This window comes from Streptomyces mayonensis, assembly GCF_018982965.1.
Taxonomy (GTDB): Bacteria; Actinomycetota; Actinomycetes; order Streptomycetales; family Streptomycetaceae; genus Streptomyces; species Streptomyces mayonensis.
On record NZ_JACBYP010000005.1, the window covers coordinates 1 to 17,491 of the forward strand.

Sequence of the window (17,491 nt, forward strand, 5' to 3'; positions counted from 1 at the left end):
TCGTCGGCGTCGTCCTCATCGGCTGGTCCTTCTGGTCCTCCGTCCGCCGCAACAAACGCCTCGCCGAGGCCGGCCCGAAGAGGCCCAGTGATCCACGGTGACGCCGTCGGCGCGGCGGTGCCGGAGCGCTAGTGCTGTGCCCGATGGTCCAGTGTCAGCGCCGTGCAGCGGATTCCGCCGCCGCCCTTGGCCAGTTCCGTGGTGTCCAGCTCGACCACCTCGAGCCCGCGGTCCCGCAGCTCGCCCGCGAGCCGTGGGACATGTCGCGCCATGGTCACGGTGGTGCCGTCGCTCACGAGGTTGAGGGCGAACCGTCCGGCCTCCTCCACGCTCACCTCGACGAGGTCGGCACCCAGTCCCCGCAGGGTGTCCAGGCTGCGGGCGTCGAGGGCCTCGGGGCAGTACGCCAGCGTGTTGTCACCGATCACCCCGACGGCCAGGTCGAGGTCGTACCACCGCGCGCCGACCGTTCGCAGGGGCACCACTTCGCGGCCCAGCTCGCGGGCGAGCACGGGGAGCATCCGCTCGTCCGTCCGCTGCCCGTGCCCCACGAGGAGCAGCGGGCCGAAGGCGAGAGCGTCGCCCTGGCCGCTGAAGGCGTAGGGCGCCTCGACCGTCTCGATCCCGCGTCCGGTCAGCCACTCCCGGAAGTGGGGTGTCTCCGACCGGCGTTCCTGGGGTGGGCAGCCCAGCACGGCCCGGCCGTCGCTCACCACGGCGGCGTTCGCCGTGAACACCATGTCGGGGCACTCGGGCACCGACGGCAGGTACTCGACCTTGCGGCCGGCCGCGAGGTGCGCGGCCACGATGGCCCGGTGTTCCGCCGCGGCCGCCTCCGGCGTGGGCTGTGCCCCGATGTGCATGTAGGGGTTGATCTCGTAGTCGACGCGGAAGTGTGCCGTGTCGGAGACGAGCAGCTCGCTGTTCACGATGCCTCTCTGCGGTCTGCCGGGGCCCGCGGGGTGTGCGGGCGCCGGCGGTGTCCCGGGACGGGGGCGTGGTACGGCCCGGCCCGGCTTCCCGGCGGTGGTCAGGGGCGGTCGGTGAGGTATCCGCCCATCCTGGTGAAGTACTCGGCGGCGGGCAGCTCCCGCCCGTCCTCGGTGCGTACGCGGGTGACGGCGAGACCGTGGTTCCGGCCCGTCCTGGCGTCCGCGCCGGCGACGATCACGACTCCTTCGCCCTCCCGGTAGAAGATGCGTCCGGGGGTCCCGCCGTAGCGCTTCTCGGAGACCACGGCGGCGAGGATCTCCAGGCGCCTGCCCCTGTGGTGGGTGAAGGCCGCGGGGTAGGGCGCCGACTGGGCCCTGATCAGCCGGTGGAGGTCCTCGGCCGGCCAGTTCCAGTCGATCCGGATGTCGTCCTCGGCGCGCTTGTGGAAGAAGGTGGCCTGCGACCTGTCCTGCGGGGTGAACTCGGTGCGCCCGGACGCGATCAGCTCCAGGGAGCCGACGGTGACCGGGGCGATGAGGTCGACGGTCTTGTGGAAGAGGTCGGTGGCCGTGTCCTCGGGGCCCACCGGGACGGAACGCTGGAGGACGATGTCGCCGGCGTCGAGTTCCTCGTCCATCAGGTGGCCGGTGACCCCGACCTCGGACTCGCCGTTGATGAGCGCCCAGATGATCGGCGAGAAGCCCGCGTACTTCGGGAGCAGGGAGTCGTGGACGTTGAGGGTGCCGTGCCGGGGCAGGTTGTAGACGCGCGGCGGGATCCAGGTGCGCCAGTTGTTGGCCACGATGATGTCCGGGTCGGCGTCCTTCAGGAGCTGGAAGAGCTCCTCGTCGTCCGGCCGGTTGCGGATGATCACCGGGACGCCGTGCTCGGCGGCCAGGTCGGCGACGGAGTCGCTCCAGATCCTCTCGTAGGCGTGCTCGCTCTTCGGGTGGGTCACCACCGTCACCACGTCGTGCGGGGAGTCGAGCAGTGCCTGCAGGGTGCGGTGGCCCCAGGTCTGGTAGCCGAACATGACGACGCGCATCAGGTCGTCCTTTCTGAAGGGTGCGGGTAAAGGGGTACGGGAGAGGTGCGGTGGGGCGGTCGCCTCAGACGGGCGCCGCGGTGGCGGGCGTGGCGGTGGCGGGCCCGGTGGGCGTGTTCCGGCCGGGGCTTCGGGAGTTCCGGCTGCGCCGGTGCCGGGAGGCCAGGGCCAGGGCGTCGAGCAGCGGTTCTGTGCGTGCCCAGCCCAGGCAGGAGTCGGTGACGCTGAGGTCGCGGCGCAGTGGCTCCGCGGTGGGCTCCTGCCGGCCGTCGGAGAGGTAGGACTCGATCATCACGCCGGTGAGGGCCGGTTCCCCGGCGTCGACCCGCCGTGCCAGTTCGGCGACCACCTCCGTCTGGCGGTTGTGGTCCTTGCCGCTGTTCCCGTGGGAGGCGTCCACGACGACGGTCCGCGGCAGGCCGGACGCCGCGAGCAGGTCCGCTCCTCTCGCCACGTGGTCCGCACCGTGGTTGGGGCCGGCTCCGCCCCGGAGCACGAGGTGCGGGTGGGGGTTGCCGAGGGTTTCGGTGACCACGAGCCGCCCCTCTGGGGAGAGCATCGGCAGGGCCTGGGGGTGGGCGGCGACCTGGGCCGCGGCCACCGCGGGGGCGAGGTCGCCGGAGACGCAGTTCTTCATTCCGACCGGCATGGGCAGCCAGGAGGCCAGGCCCCGGTGCGGCTGGCTGGCGACGGTCCGGGCGCCGATGGCGGCCCAGGAGACGGTGTCCGCCACGTACGGGGCGAGTACCGGGTCGACGAACTCGTAGGCGAGGGGCAGTCCCCGGCCCGCGGCCTCGACGAGGAAGGAGCGTCCGGTCCGCAGTCCCGTGGCGAGGTCGCTCTTCCCGTCGAGGGCCGGCGCGTCGAGCAGGCCTCTCCAGCCGAGCCCGGTGCGGGGCTTCTCCAGGTAGGCGCGGAGGACGATCACGAGGTCGTCGCCGAGACGGCGTGCGGCTTCGGCGAGCAGGTCGGCGTAGTCCAGGGCGGCCTGCGTGTCGTGGACCGAGCAGGGGCCGACGACCACGAGCAGCCGTGGGTCGCGGTGGCCGAGGACCGCGGTGACGGTGTCCCGGTGTGCGGCGACGGCCTCGGCGGTCGCCGGGGGAAGAGGGACGGCCGTGTGGAGCTCGGCCGGGGCGGGCAGCAGCATCACGTACTCCTGACGGCATGGGTTCTGGGCAGCCGGGTGGTCCCGGCCGCGGCGAGCAGCCCGAGCCCGACCACCCACCAGAAGGTGTCGGAGAACGCCGCGGTGGCGTCCTGGTGCCGGGCGTCGAGGCGGCTCTGCAGGACCACGGCGAGGGCCGCGGTGCCGAGCGAGCCGCCGACGGTGTTCAGCAGGCTGAGGGCGCCGGAGGCACGGGCGACGTGCGCGGACTCCATCCGGCTGTAGACGATGTTCATCAACGGGGCGCTGATCATGGCCATTCCGAAGCCGCGCACCGCCAGGGAGGCGATCAGTACGGCGTCCGGCAGTCCGTGGTCGAGCTGGGTGAACGGGACGGTCCCGGCGAGGACCAGGCCGACCCCGGTGACGACCAGGGTCCGGGGAGGCACGGCGCCCACGGTCCGGTTGACCAGTACCGAGCCCGCCGCCGCGCCCACGCCCTGGGGCGCCAGCACCAGCCCGGCCTGCCAGGCCGACAGCCCCTCGCCCGTCTGCAGGTAGAGGGGGAGCAGGAAGGCCGTGCCGAACACCGAGGCGCCGAGGACGAGCAGGGCGAGCGCGGCCGGGCCGAACGGCGGACGCGCGAAGAGGCGCGGATCGATCAGCGCGGTGCCGCGGGTCCGCAGCCCGTGCGCCACGAACGCGGCCAGCATCAGCACGCCCGCGCCGGCGCCGAGGACGGCCGGCAGCCGGCGCCCCTCGGCGGCCTCGGTCAGCCCGTAGACGAGGGCTGCGAGGCCCGGGGAGAGCAGCAGCGCGCCGCGTACGTCGAAGGGCACGCCCTTGGCCGCGGGCGCCACGGCGGGTACGTACCGCCGTGCGAGCAGCAGGGCGAGTACGCCGATCGGCAGGTTGACCAGGAACAGCCACTCCCAGGACGCCGCCGCGAGCAGCGCGCCGCCCGCCACGGGGCCGAGCACCGGTGAGAGCAGCGGCACGACGGCCACGACACTGATCACCTTGCCGATGCGGGAAGGGCCGGCGATGCGGGCGAGCAGTGCCTGTCCGGTGGGCGGCAGCAGTCCGCCGCCGAGGCCCTGGACCACGCGGAAGACGATCAGGCTGGTCGCCGACCAGGACAGGGCGCACAGCGCCGAACCGGCCAGGAACAGGGTGACGGCGGCCAGCCAGACCCGCCGTCCGCCGAAGCGGTCGGCGAGCCAGCCGGAGGCCGGCACCGCGGTGACGACGGCCAGCAGGTAGGCGGTGCCGACCCACTGGATGTCCCCGACGGTGGCGTCGAACTCCTGCGCCAGGGTGTCGATGCCGACGTTGACGATGGTGGCGTCCAGGGTGGCCATGAAGGTGCCGAGCACCAGGACGAAGGCGGTGCGGAGCAGGCCCGTGCCGGTCCCGGCCGGCGGCGGGGCCTGTGGTGGCGGGGCCTCGGGCGGCCCGGACGGCTTGCTCACTCTCCCTCCAGCAGCGTGCGGACGTCGCGGTCGAGGTGGTCGCCGAGCGAGCGCAGTGTGGCGAGGAACTCCTCGGCGAGCGCCTGCGCGTCCACCCCGGCCCGGTGGCCGAGGACGCAGGTCCAGCCCTCGCCCTCGGGCATCACGGTGAGGGTGACCGGGTGGTGGGTGGCCTCGCGGAAGCGGGTGCCGGCCAGGGTGAGGCCGGGGGCGGGTTCGCGCAGCTTCTCCCGGTCGACGGGGTAGTTCTCGAAGACGACCATGCTGTCGAAGAGCCGCTGCCTGCCGGTCAGCCGCTCCAGCTCGGACAGGGCGACGTGCTGGTGGTCCAGCAGCGCCCGCCGGCCGTCCTGGAGGGCGGTGAGCACCTCGGCGAGGGTGCCGGTGAGCCTGGCCCGGACCGGGACGGTGTTGGCGAGCAGGCCGATGATCTCCTCGACGCCCTCCAGCTCCGGGGGGCGGCAGGCGACCATGGCGCCGAAGCAGACGTCCGTGCGGCCCGCGTGGCGTGCGAGCAGGACCGACCAGGCGCCCTGCACCAGGGTGTTGGGGGTCCATCCGCGTGCGGCGGCCAGCCGGCCCAGGTCGCCTGCCAGTCCGGCGCCGACGGTGACCACCGCGGGCTCCTGCCAGGCGGGGCCGGGCGTGCCCGTGCCGAAGTGGTCGCCCTCGGGCAGGTCCGCCAGTTCCTCCGCCCAGGCGGTGAGGTCGGGACGGTGCGCGGCCCGCCAGTCCAGGTACCGCGTGAACGGCACGGGCTCCGGCAGCTGTGCCTTCTCCCCCGTCACGCGGGCGGTGTAGAGGGCGAAGAGCTCGGTGAGGATGCGCGGTGCCGACCAGCCGTCGGAGAGGACGTGGTGGGTGGTCAGGACCAGGTCGAAGCGGTCCCCGCCCTGCCGGTTCACGGTCAGCCTGACGAGCGGCCCGGCGCCGAGGTCGAAGGGCTCGGCCAGGTCGGCGGCGAGGACGTCTCCGGCCGGCCGGTCGAGGACCCGGAAGTCCGGCCGCGCCGACTGCGGGACGAGCCCGAGACCGCCGGGGAACACGGCCCCCAGGTTCGGGTGCCGGGCCAGCAGGTCCGCCCCGGCCTCCCGCAGGGCGTCCGTGTCGAGCGCGCCGCTGAGGGAGAAGCAGGACTGGACGGTGTACGGATCGGGGCGTTCGGTGCGGGAGTGCCGCAGCATGACCGCCTGCAGCGGGGAGAGCGCCTGGACCTCGGCGACCCGGCGTCCGTCGCCGAGGGAGACGAGGTCCCCGGCGGCGGCCGCCGTGTCCCGCAGGGCGGTGTGCAGGTGCCCGGCGAGTTCCTCGATCTCGTCGGCCGTGAACAGCTCACCGGGCCAGGTGAGGCGGACGGCGAGCCGGTCGTCCCGGACCAGGGCGTTGACCGTCAGGGCGTGCGGGAGCGGCAGTTCGTCCGTGCCGCCGGAGCCGAGCGGGTCCGCGTCCGGCGGGGACTGCCAGGGGGTCTCCCGGGCGGGTGCCCCGGCGTAGCGGCCGAGGTAGTTCCAGGCGATCTCCGGCCGCACCGGGTCGAGGAGTCCGGCCGTGGTGAGGATGCCGTGTCCGAGTCCGTCGCCCTGGGCGCGCAGCCGCTCCGCCACCGCCGCCGGGTCCTCGGCGGCGTCGAGCAGCACGGGATGGACGGCGGTGAACCAGCCCACGGTCTGGGACAGGTCCACGTGTGCGGGCCGGCCGTGGCTCTCCAGGGCGACCAGCAGCCGCGGGTGGCCCCGCCAGGCGTGTACCGCCCGGGCGAGGGCCGGGAGCAGTGCCGCGTCGGGGGTGGCGCGCAGGGCGCCGGGCAGGGTGGTGACGAGCGCGCGGGTGGACTCGGCGTCCAGGTGGATCTCGTGGTGCACGGCGGTGGCGACGGTGTCCCGGGCCGGGTCGAGCGCCCGGGCCGCCAGTGCCGGGGTGGGCGTGATCCGCCGCCAGTGCGGGAGTTCGGACCGCCGGTCGGCCTCGCGCAGGGAACGCGCCCGGGCGAGGAACGACAGACCGTGCCGGGTGAGGGAGCCGCCCTCGTGGGCGTGCCGGAGGTCGTCGACGAGGATCCGCCAGGAGACGCCGTCCACCAGGAGGTGGTGGGCGATCAGGACGAGCCTGCCCGGTGCCGAGGGTCCGGCGTCCACCCACAGGGCGCGCAGCAGCGGACCGCGGGCGGGCGCCATCTCCGCGCGGGCCCCGGCGGTCCACGCGTCGATCAGCGCGCGCAGTTCCCCGGCGGGCAGGTCGCCGCTGACGGGGGTGCGGTGGAGCACCTCGGCCGCGGTGACGGCGCCGGCCGGCGGGATGCGCAGCAGGTCGCCGGCGAGGTGGGCGCGGAGCACGTCGTGCCGTTCCAGTACGGCGTCGAGGGTGCGGCGCCAGCGTTCCTCGTCCCCGCCGGCGGGGACGGCGACCTCCGTCCACTGGCAGAAGCCGTCGGCCGCCGTGCCCGCGCGGCGCAGCAGGTCCCGCATCACGGGGGTGAGCGGGGCGTCGCCCACCGCGGGGGCCTCGGCCTCCTCAAGGGTGCGGGCGCGGGCGGCGATCCCCGCGATCGTCGCCCCTTCGAAGACGTCGCGGGCGCGCAGTCCGAGCCCCTGCCGGCGGGCCCGGGAGACGACTTGCAGGGAGACGATGCTGTCTCCGCCGACGGCGAAGAAGTCGTCGTCGGGGCCGATCTCGTCGGTTCCGAGGATGTCCTTGAGGACGGCCAGCAGAACGGTCTCGGCCGGGTTCGCGGCCTCCCGGCGCCGGGTCGCGGCGGTCTCGGGGGCGGGCAGCGCCGAGGCGTCCAGCTTGCCGCTGGGGCTCAGCGGCAGCCGGTCGATCACCACGAGGGCGGTGGGGACCATGTGGTCCGGCAGCTGCGCCGCGAGGTGGGCGCGGACGTCGGTGACGTCGGGGGTGGCGCCGTCGGCGGGGATCAGGTAGCCGACGAGGCGGCCGTCGCGCACGACCGCGGCGCCGGCGCGGACCTGCGGGTGCCGTGCCAGCGCGGACTCGACCTCGCCGAGTTCGACGCGGAACCCGCGGATCTTGACCTGGTGGTCCACCCGCCCGAGGAACACGAGTTGTCCGTCCGGACGCCACTGGACCAGGTCGCCGGTGCGGTACATCCGCTCGCCGGGCGGTCCGAAGGGGTCGGCCACGAAGGCGGCCGCGGTCAGCGCGGGCCGGCCCAGGTAGCCCCGGGCCAGGCTGGGGCCGGCGAGGTGCAGCTCGCCCGTGACGCCGGTGCCGACGGGCTGCAGCCCCCGGTCGAGTACGTAGGCGCGGACGTTCGGGTCGGGCCGGCCGATGGGCAGCGGCCCGGCGTCGTCCGGGTCGTAGTGCCAGGTCACCGAGTTGATGGTGACCTCGGTGGGGCCGTAGGCGTTGAAGAGCGCCCGTCGGCCCCTGCCCCAGCGGCGGGCGAGTGCGGGGTCGAGCCGTTCGGCGCCGACGACGAAGAAGACGTCGGGGTCCACGGTGCGGTCGTCGGGCATGGCCGCCAGGAAGGACGGCAGCAGGTTCACGCCGGTCACCCGGTGCTCGACGATGTAGTCGAGGAGTTCGTCGCCCGGTACGCGCACCTCCTCGGGGGCGATCACCGAGGTGCCGCCGGAGAGCAGCGGGACCATGGTCTGCCAGAACGCCACGTCGAAGCCGGTCGAGGCGAAGTGCAGGTAGCGGTCGTGCTCGGTGACGCCGACGACCTCCTCCTGGAGGGCGACCAGGTCGGGCACCCCGCGGTGGGTCACGCCGACGCCCTTGGGGCGCCCGGTGGTTCCGGAGGTGTAGATGACGTACGCCAGGGAGTCCTCGGTCAGCCCGGCCCGCGCCTCGGCCGGGTCGGTGTCCGGCACCCCGTCGAGGGTGGCCGGGTCGTCGAGCCGCAGTACGGGGATCCCGCGTTCCGCGGGCAGGGCGGCGCCGGTGGTGACGGCGGCCGCCGGGGCGAGGTCGTCCAGCATGTACGCCAGCCGGTCCGCGGGGTAACTCGCGTCCATCGGCACGTACACCGCGCCCGCCTTGGCGACCCCGAAGAGCGCCACGGTCATCTCCACGTCCCGGCCGAGGAAGACGGCGACGGGATCCTCGGGCCGTACCCCGCTGCGCAGCAGCGCGTGGGCCAGCCGGTTGGCCCGCCGGTCGAGTTCCTCGTACGTCAGGCTGCGGTCGCGGCAGACCAGGGCCTCGGCGGTGGGCTTGCGGCGTACCCAGGAGGCGAAGACGTCCAGCCAGGGGCCGTACTCGCGGGCGGGGACGGCTTCGGTGCCGGTGCGCAGCATCCGCTGCCGCTCCTCCGGTTCCAGCACGGGCAGGGCGAGCGCCGGCCGCAGCGGGTCGCGGACGATCTCCCGCAGCAGGTGGTGCAGCCAGCGGCCGATGTCGCGCACCCGGGACTCGGGGAAGGCGCTCGGCTGGTAGCCGAGGCCGAGGGTGATCGCCTCGTCGGGGAGCACGATCACGGTGAGCGGGTAGTGGGTGGCGTCGGTGATGTCCACCGCGGCGAGGTCGAGCCCGGGAGCGAAGGGGGTGCGCCTGCGGCTGGAGAGCGGGAAGTTCTCCATCACCAGCATGGTGTCGAAGAGTTCACCGGCTCCGGCGAGGCGCTGGATCTCGGGCAGGCCGAGGTAGTGGTGCTCGGCGAGCCGGACGCTCTCGGCGTGCACCTCGGCGAGGAGGTCGCGGGCCGTCTGGTCCTGGTGGTGGCGTACCCGGACCGGGATGGTGGTGCCGAGCTGGCCGATCATGGACTCCACGCCTTCGACCTCGGCGGGCCGGCCGGACACCGGTCCGCCGAACACCACGTCGGTGCGTCCGGTGAGCCGGCCGAGGAGCAGACCCCAGGCGGTCTGGAGGACCGTGGTCAGGGTGACGCCCTGCTCGCCGGCGAAGGCGCGCAGCCGGTCGCTGAACTCCGTGCCGAGGTCGACGGAGATCCGCGCGGGCCGCTCCACCGCGGCGCCGGCCGTGGCGGGGGCGAGCCGGGTGGCTCCGTCCACTCCGTCGAGTGCCTGCTGCCAGGCCTTCTGTGAGGCGGTGCGGTCGCGGGCGGCCAGCCAGCGGTGGTAGGCGGACAGGTCGGCGGCCGGCGGTACGGCGGGGCCGCCGCCCAGTTCGGCGTAGAGACCGAGCAGGGCGCGGCCGACCAGCGGCATGGACCAGCCGTCGAGGAGCGCGTGGTGGTTGGTGATGGCCAGCTTGTGCACGTCCGGGCCGGTCCGGGAGAGCAGGAAGCGGATCAGCGGCCCGGTGGTGGGGTCGAAGGGGCGCGACAGCTCCTCGCGTGCGGCGGTCTCGAAGTCGTCGTCCTGCCGCCACCGGGGTGCGGCCTCGGCGGGCACCACCTGCACCACCTCGTCGCCCGGGGAGGCGAGGTGGATCCTGAGCGAGGGATGGCGGCGCAGCAGTTCCGTCGCCGCCTCGGCCATGCGCGCCGGGTCGAGGGCGCCTTCGAGGGTAGTGACGGCCTGGACGACGTAGACGTCGGTGTCGTCCTCGTCACGGAGTTCGGTGTGGAGGGCGAGCCCCACCTGGAGCGGGGTGGCGGGCCAGACGTCCGCCAGCGGGCCGCGGCTCTCCAGGGCGGTGATGGTCTCCTGGTCGAGGCGGACGAGCGGCAGGTCGGAGGGGGTGAGTCCGCCGGTGGCGTGCCGGGCGTGCTCCGCCAGGACGGTCAGGGCACGGTCCCAGGCCTGCTGCAGCCGGGCGAGGTCCGCGGCGGCGAGTATCCGGCCGGCCGCCGTCCACTCGACGGCGAGGCGCGGCTCGCCGTCCTCGTGGACGAAGCAGTTGAGGGCCAGCACCTGTTCCAGTGCCTTGGCTCCGGGTTCGAGGACGGAGAAGGCGTCCTGCTCCGGCAGCCGCCAGCCGTCGCCGGAGGAAGTGGTGAACCGGCCCAGGTAGTTGAGGAGCACGTCGGGGGCGGGGACGGCGGCGAGCGGGGCGCCCTGCGGGTCCAGGTGGCGCAGGACGCCGTAGCCGAGGCCGTTGCCGGGGGTGCCTCGCTTGGCCTCCTTGGCCGCGCGCAGCACGTCCGCCGGTCCGCCGGCCGCGGGCACCCGCACCGGGTACTCGCTGGTGAACCAGCCGACCGTGCGGGAGAGGTCGAGGTCCTCGCGGCCGTGGCCCTCCATCGTCACGGTGACCGTGTCGGCGAGGCCCGTGCGGCCGTCGTGGTTCCCGGTCTCGCGGAGTGCGAGGACGAGCGCCGCGAGCAGGACCTCGTCCACGCCGGCCCGGTAGACCGCGGGCAGCGTGGTCAGCAGGGCCCGGGTGACCTCCGGGGAGGCGTGGGTGACCGAGCGGTGGGCCGTGGCGACGGTGTCCCGCGCGGGGTCGAGGGTGCGGGGGCCGAGCCGGGTGGCGGAGTCCAGCACGGGCTGCCAGTGGGCGAGTTCCGCCCGGCAGGCGCCGGTCCGGGCGCGCTCGGCGAGGAGTTCGGCGTGCCGCCGCCAGGAGGCACCGACCGGCTGGGGCTGCCCGCCGGTCGAGGCCGGCTGGGACTGCCGGCCGGTCGAGGCCGGCTGGGACTGCCGGCCGGTCGAGGCCGGCTGGGACTGCCGGCCGGTCGAGGCCGCTTCCAGGTCGGGGACGAGGATGCGCCAGGACACGCCGTCCACGGCGAGGTGGTGGACGACCACGACCACCTCGTCGGGCCGGCCGGCTCCGGTACGGATCAGGGCGGCGCGCAGAAGGTCGCCGCGGCGGGGGTCGAGTTCGCCCGCCAGCCGCTCGGCGACGCTCCCGGCGTGCTCGCCGTGCACCTCGGTGACCCGCGCGGAGACCGTGCCGCGCGGCAGCACCTCGGTACCGGAGTCGCCGGCGGACAGGCGCAGGGCGTCGTGCCGGTCGAGGACGGTGCGCACGCCGGAGCGGAGGTCGTCGAGGGCGAGTTCGCCGACGCGCAGGGCGGTCCACTGCGCGTAGCCCGCGACCACGTCCACGTCGGGGTGGAGGTCGAGCAGCTGGCGGACGATGGGCGGGGCGGTCACCGGGCCGGTCGGCTCGTCGGCCGGTTCGGCGGCGGGGACGGCCTCGGTGGCGGTGGCCGCGAGAGCGGCGAAGGTACGGCGGGCCAGCAGGTCCCGGGGGCGCAGGGCGAGGCCCGCGGCGCGCAGCCGGCTGCTGACGGTGATCGCGGTGATGCTGTCGCCGCCGAGGGCGAAGAAGTCGTCGTCGACACCGACCCGTTCGGTCTCGAAGACCTCGGCCAGCACCCGGCAGAGCACACGTTCCTTCTCGGTGCTCGCCTCCCGGCCGCCGCCCGCCGCGGCGGGAGCGGGCAGGGCGGCCCGGTCGAGCTTTCCGTTGGGGGTCAGCGGCAGGGCGTCGAGCACCACCACGGCGGCGGGCACCAGGTGGTCGGGCAGCCGCTCGGCGAGGGCGGCGCGGACGCCCTCGGGGGTGACCTCGGAGGTGAGGGGGCCGGCGGGCACCACGTAGCCGACCAGGCGGCCGGCGCGGACGTCCGCTCCGGCGGCGCCCACCCCGGGCAGCGCGGTCAGCGCGGACTCGACCTCGCCGATCTCCACCCGGTGGCCGCGCACCTTCACCTGGCCGTCGGCGCGGCCGAGGTAGTCCAGTCCGCGTCCGGGCACCCAGCGGACCAGGTCGCCGGTGCGGTACATGCGCGAGCCCGGCGGGCCGTAGGGGTCGGCCACGAAGCGTTCGGCGCTGGTTGCGGGCATGCCGAGGTAGCCGCGGGCCAGGTGCGGGCCCGCCAGGTACAGCTCGCCGGTGGCGCCCGGGGGCACGGGCTGCAGGGCGTGGTCCAGTACGTGGACACGGGTGCCCGCGAGGGGGTGCCCGATGGTCGGCTCCGTACCCGACAGGACGGCGGTGGTGCTGTCGACGGTGGCCTCGGTGGGGCCGTACATGTTGCGGGCGCTGATCCCGGCGGCGGTGATCCGCCGCCACAGGGCGGGCGGCGTGGCCTCGCCGCCGAGCACGAGCAGCGTCGGCCGCAGGTCGAGCAGTCCCGCGTCGAGCAGCGGGACGGCCATCGAGGGGGTGGTGTCGACCACGTCGACGCCGTCCGCCGCGCAGGCCGCGAGCAGCAGGTCGGCGTCGCGGACCGTCTCGGCGTCGTAGACGTGCAGTTCGTGTCCGCACAGCAGCCAGACGAGGTGGTCGAAGGCGGAGTCGAAGGCGAAGGAATACGTGTGGGCGACCCGCAGCGGCCGGCCCGCGGAGCGTTCCGCCTCGGCGACGACGGTGGAGCGCTGGTGGTGCAGCAGGGCGGCGAGTCCGCCGGACCGGCCGAGCACGCCCTTGGGGCGGCCGGAGGAGCCGGAGGTGTGGATGATGTAGGCGAGGTGCTCCGGGTGCCGGGCGGCGGCGAGTTCGGCGGGCGCCAGCGGGGTTCCGGGGAGCCCCTCAGCCTCTTCCAGCAGGATCTTCCAGTCGGTTCCCTCGATGCCCTCGATGCCTGCCGACCCGCCCGAGGTCACCACGAGAGCGGGGCGGACGTCGTCGACGAGGGCGCGCAGCCGCTCGGGGGGATGCGCGGCGTCCAGGGGCAGGAAGGCGGCACCGGCGTCGAGCACCGCGAGCAGCGCGGTGACCGTCTCGGCGGAGCGGGGCAGCGCGAGGGCCACCACGTCCTCGGCACCGATCCCGCGGGCGCGCAGGGCCCGGGCCAGCCGGTGCACGCGTTGTGCCAGCTCACCGGCGCTCCAGCGGTCCTCCCCGCAGACCAGGGCGGTCCGCCCCGGGTCGGCCGCGGCCAGCGCCTGAAGCGCCTCCGGTACCGACAGTCGCGTGCCCGGCAGGGCGGGCGGCGCCCACTCGGCCGGGAGGCCCGCGGGGTTCAGCGGGACGCGCCCCACCGGCAGACCGTCGACCAGCCCCGTCAGCAGGGTCCGCAGCCCGGTCAGTTTGCCGTCCACGGTCGACTGGTCGTTGTCCCGGGCGTCCACCTCGAAGCCGAGGAGGAGTCCGCCGCCGGCGGTGGGCAGCACCGACAGGCCCATGTCCTCGGGCGGTCCGCCGGCCACGTTGCGCATCACCGCCCGCGCACCGGCGAAGTCCGTCGTCAGGTCGAAGGCCTTGAGGTTGATCCCGCGGCCGTGCAGCAGCGCGCCGGCGCCGGGCACCGCGAGGTCCCGCGGCAGGTCCTCGCCGCGGTAGCGCTGGTGCCTGCGCATCTCGCGCAGGATGCCGGCGACCCGCCGGGTCAGTTCGGCGAGTGAGTCGCCGGGGCCGACGCGGGTGCGCAGCGGCAGCACGTTGACCCCCATCGACGGGGTGCGCAGCTCCACCGCGCCGGTACGGCACATCAGCGGCAGCGCGAAGACGACCTCGTCGTCGCCCGTCACACGGTGCAGGAAGGCGGCGTAGCCGGCGATCACCGCCTCGCCCCAGGTGACGTTCTCCCGCTGGGCGAAGGCGTGCAGCCGCTCCGTGTCCTCGCGGCCCAGTTCCGCGCGGGCGGTGAGCGAGCGGCCGGAGGGCTCGGCGGGTGCCGCCGAGCCGACCGGCTCGGGCAGCGGGGTGAAGCGGTCCACCCAGTACGCGCGGTCCCGCTGCGCGCGCTCGCTCTCCCGGTACTCCCGGTCGGCGGCGACCAGGGCCGCCATGGTGCCGAAGGTGCAGGGCGGGGCCTCGGTGCCGCGGACCAGGGCGGTGTAGTGGGCGGCGGTGCGGCGGACCAGCATGGCGCCGCTGTAGCCGTCGAAGACCAGGTGGTGGCCGAGCTGGGTGTACCAGACCTCGTGGTCCGACAGCCGGATGACGACGGGTGCGTACAGGGGGCGGTCGGTCATCGGCCGGCAGTACTCGGCGGCGCGGGCCCGTTCGTCCTCGACCAGTGCCCCGGCCGCTGCGGCCGAGTCCTGACGGTCGCTCAGGTCGATGACACGGGGCAGCCGCACCGGCTCGGCGCTGACCCACTGGCGGGGCCCGTCCGGGGTGTCGTGCACGCGCAGCCGCAGGCTCTCGGCCTCCTGGACGGTGGCGCGGACCGCCCGGGCCACCGCCCCGGCGTCCACCGGTTCCGGGCCGGATATCTCCACCACGTCCCCGACCAGGTAGTAGGGGGAGTCGGGTTCCAGGCGCTGGGCGTTCCAGATGCCCCACTGGGCGCCGGTCAGCGGAAGCAGCCGGTCCGCGGGGACGTGTGGCGTGGTCACTTCAGTCTCCTTGCAGGGTGGGGACGACCATCGGAGTACCGGCCACCGGGTCGGGGACGATCACGCTCGGCAGGTCGAACACGTCCTTGATCAGCGCCGCGTCCACGATGTCCCCGGGTCTGCCCTCGGCCACCACCTTCCCGTCGCGCATGGCGACGAGGTGGTCCGCGAAGCGGCAGGCCTGGTTGATGTCGTGCAGGACGGCGACGACGGTGCGGCCCCGGTCGCGCAGCCGGGCCAGCAGGTGCAGCAGTTGGTACTGGTGGGTGATGTCCAGGAAGGACGTCGGCTCGTCGAGCAGCAGGTAGGGGGTCTCCTGGGCCAGCGCCATGGCGATCCACACGCGCTGCCGCTGGCCGCCGGAGAGTTCCTGTACCGGGCGGTCGGCCAGCTCGGTGACCTCGGCCGCCGCCATGGCCTCCCGCACGGCCGACTCGTCCTGCTGCGACCTCGGCGACAGCAGCGTCCGGTGGGGGAAGCGGCCGCGGGACACCAGTTGGCGGACCTTGATGTCGTCCGGAGCGAGCGGGTCCTGCGGCAGGAAGCCGACCTGCCGGGCCAGTTCCTTCGAGGGGTACGAGGCGACCTCCCGCCCGTCCAGTTCGACCTGCCCCTCGGCGGGCCGCAGCAGGCGGACCAGGGCGCGCAGCAGCGTGGACTTGCCGCAGGCGTTGGGGCCGACGACGGCCGTGAAGGAGCCGTCGGGCACGTCGAGGCTCAGCCGGGTGGAGACCACCCGGTCGCCGTAGCGCAGGGTGATCTCCCGCGCGGTCAGGCGTGCGCTCACGCGCGCCTCACCTCCTTGGTCAGCAGCCAGATCAGGTAGCAGCCGCCGACGGCGGTGCTCACCACGCCGACGGGCAGTGCCTCGGGCGCCAGCAGCGCCTGGGCGAGCAGGTCCGCGCCCTGCAGCAGGACGGCCCCGGTCAGCGCGGCCGGGAGCAGGGGGGTACCGGGCGAGCCGGTGAGGCGGCGGCCGATCTGCGGGGCGGCCAGCGCGATGAAGGCGATCGGTCCGGCCACCGCGGTCACGGTCGCCGTGCAGCCGACGCCGACCAGCACCATCAGCAGGCGGAGCCGTCCGAGTCCGACGCCGGTGGTGACCGCGAGGGCGTCCCCGAGCAGCGTCTGGTGCAGGGCGCGGGTCCGCAGGGAGATCACCGCGAACAGCAGCGCGATGATCCAGAACGGGACCCGCAGGTCGGCCCAGTCGACGCCGTTGAGGGAGCCGGCGCTCCAGCCCACCGCGGCGATGGCCACGTCGGTGTCGGCACGCAGGACGATCCACGAGTTGAAGGCGGTCACCATCGCGTTGACCGCGATGCCGATGACCACCAGGCGCAGTCCGGAGAAGCCGCGGTCGAAGGAGAGCAGGTACACGACGATGGTGGCGAGGAGCCCGCCGAGCACCGAGAACGCGGCCAGCTGGGCGGCGGTGCCGCTCAGTGCGTAGAGGGCGAACAGGGCGCCGGTGTAGGCGCCGGAGTCCAGGCCGATGACGTCGGGGCTGCCCAGCGGGTTGCGGGTCAGGTTCTGGAAGAGGGCGCCGGACAGGCCGAGCGCCGCCCCGAAGACCAGGCCGGCCGCCACCCGCGGCAGCCGCCACTCGGTGATGACCACGGAGGGGTCGGTACCGGCGAGCGCGGCGAACACCTCGGCCGGGGTGGACCAGGAGGCGCCGTAGCACAGTCCGGTCACGCCGAGCGCGACGACCAGGACGCCCAGCGCCGCGCAGACCAGCAGCGGCCGCCGCTCCGCCCGCAGGCCGAGGGGGAGGCGGACCGTCCCGGGTGCGTAGGTGCTCACAGTGCCCCCGCCCCGTACTTGCGTACGGTCCAGATCAGCATCGGGCCTCCCAGGAAGGCGGTGACGATCGCCACCGGCACCTCGCCGGTGGGCAGGAGGACGCGGGCCGCGGAGTCCGCGGCCAGCAGCAGGACGGGTCCGAGCACCATCGAGTGGAGCAGCAGCCAGGGGACCGATCCCTGCGCGAGCCTGCGGACCAGGTGCGGGACGATCAGCCCGACGAACAGGATCGGTCCGGCCACGGCGGTGGCGGCGCCGCACAGGACGGTGATCAGCACCAGCGTGAGCGCCTGGGTCCGCGCCACGCTCACGCCGAGGGCGCGGGCGACGTTCTCGCCCAGGCTGAGCGCGTTCAGCCCCCGGCTGATCGTGAGGGCCAGCACCAGGCAGAGCGCGATGCCGGTCAGCGGCAGCGTCAGCGGTTCCTGCTCGCGCCCCGCGAGGGTGCCCACCGACCAGAACCGGTAGGTGTCGAAGGTCTCGGGGTCCATCAGGCGCAGCCCCAGGGCGAGTCCGCCGAGGACCGCGGTCAGGGCGGTCCCGGTGAGCACCAGCCGCAGGGGCGAGGTGCGCCCGACCGCCGCCACGAGGAGGGCGGCGAGGACGGAGCCCGCGATGGCCCAGAGCAGCTGTCCGCCCTGGCCGGCGGCGAGTCCGAGACCGGCGCCGACGGTGATGGCGAAGCCGGCGCCCGCGGTGACGCCGAGGACGCCCGGCTCGGCCAGCGGGTTGCGGGCGAGGGTCTGGATCAGTGCCCCGGCGGCAGCGAGGGCGGCTCCCACGGCCGTCGCCAGTACGGCGCGCGGCAGCCGGATGTCCCGCACGATCACGTGGTCGTCGTCGCCCGCGTGGTAGTCGAACAGCGCGCGCAGCACCTCCCCGGGGGACACCTGGTGGGCGCCCACCCCGAGGCTGAGCACGGCGACGACGGCCAGCAGGACCAGTCCGCCGAGGAGCGGGGCTGCCTGCGGCAGGCTCCGGCGGCCTGCCGGCCTCTCGACGGGACGGTCCACGGCGG

Annotated in this window: 8 protein-coding genes; all 8 read right to left on the minus strand. The window is 74.8% G+C overall.

Annotated features, from left to right (window positions below; translation table 11 throughout):
- Positions 1-128: 128 nt before the first annotated feature.
- Positions 129-929, minus strand: a complete 801-nt coding sequence (locus tag HZS56_RS02795; RefSeq protein WP_216719041.1) for a dimethylarginine dimethylaminohydrolase family protein — start codon at positions 927-929, stop codon at positions 129-131.
- A 101-nt stretch (positions 930-1,030) separates the two neighbouring features.
- Complete coding sequence (locus tag HZS56_RS02800) at positions 1,031-1,978, minus strand: methionyl-tRNA formyltransferase (RefSeq protein ID WP_216719042.1); 948 nt, start codon at positions 1,976-1,978, stop codon at positions 1,031-1,033.
- Positions 1,979-2,042: 64 nt separating this feature from the next.
- Entirely contained in the window at positions 2,043-3,128 is a 1,086-nt protein-coding gene (locus HZS56_RS02805; protein ID WP_216719043.1) for a 3-deoxy-7-phosphoheptulonate synthase, read from the minus strand.
- Complete coding sequence (locus HZS56_RS02810; RefSeq protein ID WP_301542970.1) at positions 3,128-4,486, minus strand: DHA2 family efflux MFS transporter permease subunit; 1,359 nt, start codon at positions 4,484-4,486, stop codon at positions 3,128-3,130. The genes HZS56_RS02805 and HZS56_RS02810 overlap by 1 nt, the downstream gene beginning before the upstream one ends.
- A gap of 68 nt (positions 4,487-4,554) precedes the next feature.
- Positions 4,555-14,667 (minus strand): non-ribosomal peptide synthetase, encoded by a 10,113-nt coding sequence (locus tag HZS56_RS02815; protein WP_216719044.1) that lies wholly within the window; start codon positions 14,665-14,667, stop codon positions 4,555-4,557.
- A 1-nt stretch (position 14,668) separates the two neighbouring features.
- Complete coding sequence (locus HZS56_RS02820) at positions 14,669-15,454, minus strand: ABC transporter ATP-binding protein (protein ID WP_216719045.1); 786 nt, start codon at positions 15,452-15,454, stop codon at positions 14,669-14,671.
- Positions 15,451-16,473 (minus strand): FecCD family ABC transporter permease, encoded by a 1,023-nt coding sequence (locus tag HZS56_RS02825; RefSeq protein ID WP_374201061.1) that lies wholly within the window; start codon positions 16,471-16,473, stop codon positions 15,451-15,453. The genes HZS56_RS02820 and HZS56_RS02825 overlap by 4 nt, the downstream gene beginning before the upstream one ends.
- The gene (locus HZS56_RS02830; RefSeq protein WP_308407974.1) at positions 16,470-17,486 is read right to left on the minus strand and encodes a FecCD family ABC transporter permease; all 1,017 of its coding nucleotides are present in this window, start codon (positions 17,484-17,486) and stop codon (positions 16,470-16,472) included. The genes HZS56_RS02825 and HZS56_RS02830 overlap by 4 nt, the downstream gene beginning before the upstream one ends.
- Positions 17,487-17,491: the final 5 nt, after the last annotated feature.

Bases quoted from the DNA above. Each gene is read 5' to 3' on its own strand.
- HZS56_RS02805 (WP_216719043.1), bottom strand. From the start codon at position 3,128: ATGCTGCTGCCCGCCCCGGCCGAGCTCCACACGGCCGTCCCTCTTCCC.
- HZS56_RS02800 (WP_216719042.1), bottom strand. From the start codon at position 1,978: ATGCGCGTCGTCATGTTCGGCTACCAGACCTGGGGCCACCGCACCCTG.